This window comes from Microcystis sp. M53603_WE2, from assembly GCF_030065435.1.
Genome location: NZ_JASJFF010000817.1, coordinates 1 through 5,393, shown reverse-complemented (window position 1 = coordinate 5,393; position 5,393 = coordinate 1). Strand labels below are relative to the sequence as shown.

The window sequence follows — 5,393 nt, the reverse complement described above, 5'->3', positions numbered from 1 at the left end:
TTCGGGAAAAGTGGCAGAAATCGCCCTACAGGTGCAAACTTCGGGGGCTAATTTAGTTGTATTCAATCGCGACCTTTCTCCCGCCCAAATTCGCAATCTAGAGAACCAAATCGGGGTGAGAGTGGTCGATCGCACCGAGGTAATCCTGGATATTTTCGCCCAACGGGCCCAATCGCAAGCGGGTAAACTACAGGTAGAATTAGCCCAATTAGAATACACTTTACCCCGTCTCACCGGGCGCGGATTAGCTATGTCGAGATTAGGGGGAGGAATTGGCACTCGCGGACCGGGGGAGACAAAATTAGAAACAGAACGCCGAACTATTCAACGTCGTTTATCCCGTCTCCAGGATGAGGTGGATCAACTGCAAGCTCATCGTTCCCGTTTACGCAAACAACGGCAAAAACAAGATGTAGCCAGTGTGGCGATCGTCGGCTACACCAATGCGGGAAAATCTACTTTAATTAATGCTCTCACCGCTGCCGAAGTTTATACCGCCGATCAACTGTTTGCTACCCTCGATCCCACCACCCGACGCTTAACTATTACCGATCCCCTCACCCAAGTCTCTCACACCCTGTTACTAACCGATACGGTGGGTTTTATCCACGAATTACCCCCCTCGCTGGTGGATGCTTTTCGGGCAACTTTAGAGGAAGTAACGGAAGCAGACGCATTACTCCATCTGGTGGATCTCTCCCATCCAGCTTGGGAAAGTCAGATTGCCTCGGTGTTAAAAATCCTCTCGGAGATGCCGATTCAAACTGGTCCAATGTTAATGGTGTTTAATAAGTTGGATCAGGTAAAAAGCGACGATTTGGAAATAGCTAAGGAAAAATATCCCCAAGCTGTTTTTATCTCGGCTATTCGTCGCCTAGGATTGGAAACTTTAAAACAAAAGTTAATCGATTTAATTGCTTAAGTATAGCAGTAAGCTGTCAGTATTCAGGAGACAGGAGACAGGAGTTAGGAGTCAGTATTCAGGAGTCAGGAGATTATTTTTATTTATTCTTACCACTTCCTAATTCCCACTTCCTAATTCCCACTTACCACTTCCTAATTTATAATTTATAATTCCCACTTCCTAATTCCTAATTTATAATTCCCACTTCCCACTCTCCCATACCTTTTAAACAGGATTTTGTATCAGTTATTCAGTTATTATAACTATCATCTATTAGCCCCAAGATAAATTAACTCGGTATCGGGACGCTTACCAAAGATTTTTTCGGAATAGTGTAAAAGCTCATCATTTTTGATTAACTTCAAAAACTCGTCATTGTCAAGAAATAGTTTCCAGCGATTAGTCACATCCATCTGTTGAGCATTGCCAGTAAAGTTCTGCTTTTCAAAGGAACTGCCACCACCATAACTACTAACATAATTTAAGCCAGCATCAGAAAACTCTAGATTAAGAGCGGCGGAAATTTCTGGCTCTTCGGTAATTGTTATGCAATGGACGGGGGTTATAAGGGATGGAACCCTTATATAGAAAGGCATTTAGCGATTTTTGTCAATTGTTTTTTATCTAGAGCGAACTAATCAATTAAGTCTCTTGCCAGATAAAGATTTAGTCGATTTATGCCCCCCTATCGAACCATACCAAGTAACGAAGAACCAAATTTCTCGACGATAACTAATATCAGAAAACCATAGATTGTAATTAATAATAACCTTGTTATTACTTAGATAGCTAGTTTCTTCAAGGAATTCTTTGGCGTATTCAATCCACATATCAGTCAGAGACATTCCTTTTGTCTTGACAGATAAAAATCCCTTTTTCAAACGACTGGCAATCAGATTAAACGTATCTCTGAGTAAAAGTACATCGTACCTAAGTAGGGAGGCACAATTATTTGTAGGATGGGTTAGCGGTAGCGTAACATAATCGGGCGTTGGGTTTCATGCTTCAACCCAACCTACGTTCATCTTATATTTAATTCCACCCACCTACTTATGACTGGTTTTCCCTACATAAAGATCATGTTTTTTTTCATATTTTTGCTCAGTTATTTTGGCAATACTATGGTCTTCGTAGCTATACAAAAAACAGTTTTTAGTCTTGAAATTTCCCCAAGCTTCCTCTCGAAAACCCATAAGGGTTGAAGTGTAGATGAAAATGCCTAAAAGGACTGATACTAACATTAACATTATTCGGAAAATAAGAATCTTGTTCTTGCGCTCTAATCCAATTTCACACCGCATGATTACCACTACGTTTCAAACCGATAAAACGAATTTCTCTTTGATTGATGACTTTTTCTAGTTGATCTTTTTGAGTTAGAGTACGCCAGAAATCCCAGGCATCATAGACTAAATCACGCTTTACTTTTCTTAAGTTATATAGTGAATACTTGGCTGGTTTTGAACGCTCATTTATCTGACTCATTAGTTCAATCCTCGGCTAAATCATAAATTGAAAAACTATGCAAACAATCTTTCAGCGCATAGGCTACCTGTTGTTGTTCCTCGCAGCTTAAATCGGGGAACATAGGCAAAGATAACACTTTTTCACTGGCCAATTCAGCCATGGGTAAATCACCTTTTTTATAGCCTAAATACTGATAAACCGGCTGTAAATGTAGGGGAATCGGATAATAAACCATGGATAGGACATCTTTTTCCTGCAAAGCTGCCCGAATTTGGTCACGATTTTCCGTTAGGATTGTGTACTGATTCCAAACGTGCTTACCCCCAGCTAAAGCGGTAGGTAAAGTGATATTAGGCAAGGGTTGCAGTAATTCTCGATAACGTTGGGCAATCTCGATCCGTTGATTATTCCAAAAATCGAGATATTTTAGCTTAATTTGCAAAATAACCGCTTGAATGGCATCTAAGCGGCTATTTACCCCGATTACCTCGTGGAGATAACGCACCTTGCTGCCGTGTTCTTTAATCATGCGAATTTGTGCCGCTAACTCGGGGTTATTGGTGGTAATTGCGCCACCATCGCCACAACCGCCTAAATTTTTGGTGGGAAAGAAGCTAAAACAGCCAATATCGCCGATACTCCCCACTTTCTGCCCATGCCATTCTGCTCCCGTTGCTTGAGCGCAATCCTCAATCACCAATAAATTATGAGAACGAGCGAAATTTACCACCTCAGACATATTGACAGATTGCCCAAAAAGGTGTACTGGGATAATCGCTTTAGTCTGGGGAGTAAGCGCTTTTTCCAACAGTGCCACATCGAGGTTAAAAGTATTGATATCGATATCGACAAAAACCGGCACTGCCCCGACTAAATTAATCGCTTCGGCGGTGGCAATAAAAGAAAAAGTGGAAGTAATTACTTCATCCCCCGCTTGAATACCGAGGGCGCGCAGTGCCAGATAAAGGGCATCGGTTCCCGAATTACAGGCAACACAATCGCTAACACCGTGATAGAGGGCAAATTGTCGTTCTAATTCGCTCACAACTTCACCGCCAATATAGCGCCCAGAACGGAGGATTTCTAAAACGGCATGGTTAGCTTCTTCGCTGATGACTTGGTATTGACGGGATAAATCGACGGGGGGAATTGTACTCACGCGCTTTCACTCAAATTAGAGACTAATCGGGATTTGTTGGGGAAAAGAAGGAATAATTAGTCAAAAATAATTATAAACTTGCTATTTATAGATTAAGTATTGTTGTAATTTGTTTCTTTTATTTTTATGGATGGATTAGTAGAACTAAATCTGGTGGATTTGGGTTGGGCTTTGGGGATGATGGGTATTTGTTTAATCCTCTCCCGTTGGTCAAATTTAGCTCTAGAGGGACAATTATTATTAGCGACCGGTCGATCGATCCTGCAATTATTAGTGGTAGGCTACGTTATCGCCGTTATTTTTTCCCTGGATAATCCTCTGGCCGTGCTGGGGATTTTGGCAGTAATGATGACTATCGCGACTATTGTTGCTAAAAATCGCATCGATAGCCGAGATAAAGGCTTATTACCCCTAGTTTTTGGCTCTCTGTTGATTAGTAGCTGTCTAACTTTAGGTTATGCGATCGCTTTAATTATTCAACCAGAACAATGGTACTCGCCCCAATACTTAATTCCCTTGACGGGGATGGTGTTAGGGCAAGCGATGAATAGTGCCTCTTTAGCCGGGGAGAGATTAAGCAGTGCCATTAAAAGTCACCGTTTGGAAATCGAAACCCATCTTTGTTTAGGGGCAACCCCTCAACAAGCGATCGCAGCTTATCAAAAAGAAGCGATTCGAGCTAGTTTAATACCCACCCTCAATCAGATGATGGTGGTGGGTTTAGTCAGTTTACCCGGAATGTTCACCGGACAGGTATTGGCAGGAAGTGAACCTTTAAACGCCGCTTCCTACCAGATACTGATCCTGTTTATGATTGCCCTAGCTAACCTAATCACCGCTCAATTGGTGACAGAGGGAATCTATCGGCGCTTTTTCGGTGAGAATTTATCACTTATCAGTTAACAGTTATCAGTTAGTCAGTTATCAGTTATCACTAACCACTCCTGACTCCTAATTAACGCCCACTGTTCACTGATTACTGTTTACTGATCACTGATTTAGCCTTTCCACTTGCTGGCGACGACTTCAGCGAGATCAACCACGCGTTGGGAGTAACCCCATTCGTTATCGTACCAAGCGATAACTTTCACCATATCGCCACCCATCACCATCGTTAGACTAGCATCGATGATCGAGGAGGCATCAACACCGCGATAATCAGAGGAAACGAGGGGTAAATCATTATATTCGAGAATTCCTTTCAAAGAATTTTCCGCAGCTTCTTTGAGGACTTCGTTTACCTGTTCCGCGATCGTGCTTTTTTCCACTTGTGCGACTAAATCCACCACAGAAACGTTAGGAGTGGGTACACGCAGGGCGATCCCGTTAAGTTTCCCTTTCATTTCGGGGATAACTAAGGCTACAGCTTTAGCGGCACCGGTGGAGGTGGGAACGATGTTAACGGCAGCGGCGCGAGCGCGACGGAGATCCCGGTGACTAGCATCAAGAATGCGTTGATCACCAGTGTAACTGTGGGTGGTGGTCATCGTCCCTTTGATGATGCCGAAGTTTTCGTGAATCACTTTGACGACAGGAGCCAGACAGTTGGTGGTACAACTGGCATTACTGATGACGTTGTATTTATCGTGTTCGTATTCGTGAGCGTTGACACCAACTACATAGGTTCCCACACCCGAACCTTTACCCGGTGCGGTAATGAGGACTTTTTTAGCTCCTGCGACAATATGCTTAGAAGCGCCCTCTTCATCGACGAAAACACCAGTAGCTTCGATCACTAGATCTACACCCCATTCTGCCCAGGGCAGATTGAGGGGATTGCGATCGGAATAACATTTAATGGTTTTACCGTTAACAATTAAAGAATTATCATCGGCATCGATATTAGCGTTAAGTTTGCCTAAC

The 5,393-nt window shown here is 42.7% G+C and carries 7 protein-coding genes; 3 read left to right on the top strand and 4 right to left on the bottom strand.

Features of this window, described 5'->3' with window-relative positions:
* On the top strand, positions 1 to 922 hold a 922-nt coding region (gene hflX, locus PX481_RS17440), incomplete at its 5' end, for a GTPase HflX (protein ID WP_288095207.1).
* Positions 923 to 1,170: 248 nt separating this feature from the next.
* Here hflX and PX481_RS17435 read toward each other — a convergent pair.
* A complete protein-coding gene (locus tag PX481_RS17435; RefSeq protein WP_002760692.1) occupies positions 1,171 to 1,500 on the bottom strand; it encodes a hypothetical protein in 330 nt (109 codons plus the stop codon).
* Between the two features lie 10 nt (positions 1,501 to 1,510).
* Here PX481_RS17435 and PX481_RS17430 point away from each other — a divergent pair, with 10 nt between their 5' ends.
* Positions 1,511 to 1,636, top strand: a complete 126-nt coding sequence (locus PX481_RS17430) for a hypothetical protein (protein WP_288024245.1) — start codon at positions 1,511 to 1,513, stop codon at positions 1,634 to 1,636.
* Positions 1,637 to 2,194: 558 nt separating this feature from the next.
* On the opposite strand, the gene PX481_RS17425 is transcribed toward PX481_RS17430, so the two are convergent.
* Complete coding sequence (locus tag PX481_RS17425; protein WP_002760699.1) at positions 2,195 to 2,389, bottom strand: hypothetical protein; 195 nt, start codon at positions 2,387 to 2,389, stop codon at positions 2,195 to 2,197.
* A gap of 4 nt (positions 2,390 to 2,393) precedes the next feature.
* Positions 2,394 to 3,530, bottom strand: coding sequence for a DegT/DnrJ/EryC1/StrS family aminotransferase (locus tag PX481_RS17420; protein ID WP_002760701.1), 1,137 nt, complete (start codon positions 3,528 to 3,530; stop codon positions 2,394 to 2,396).
* Positions 3,531 to 3,656: 126 nt separating this feature from the next.
* Here PX481_RS17420 and PX481_RS17415 point away from each other — a divergent pair, with 126 nt between their 5' ends.
* Positions 3,657 to 4,433 (top strand): ABC transporter permease, encoded by a 777-nt coding sequence (locus tag PX481_RS17415; RefSeq protein WP_288095204.1) that lies wholly within the window; start codon positions 3,657 to 3,659, stop codon positions 4,431 to 4,433.
* A 95-nt stretch (positions 4,434 to 4,528) separates the two neighbouring features.
* Here PX481_RS17415 and gap read toward each other — a convergent pair.
* A partial coding sequence (gene gap / locus PX481_RS17410; protein WP_288095202.1) for a type I glyceraldehyde-3-phosphate dehydrogenase occupies positions 4,529 to 5,393 on the bottom strand: 865 nt, incomplete at its 5' end.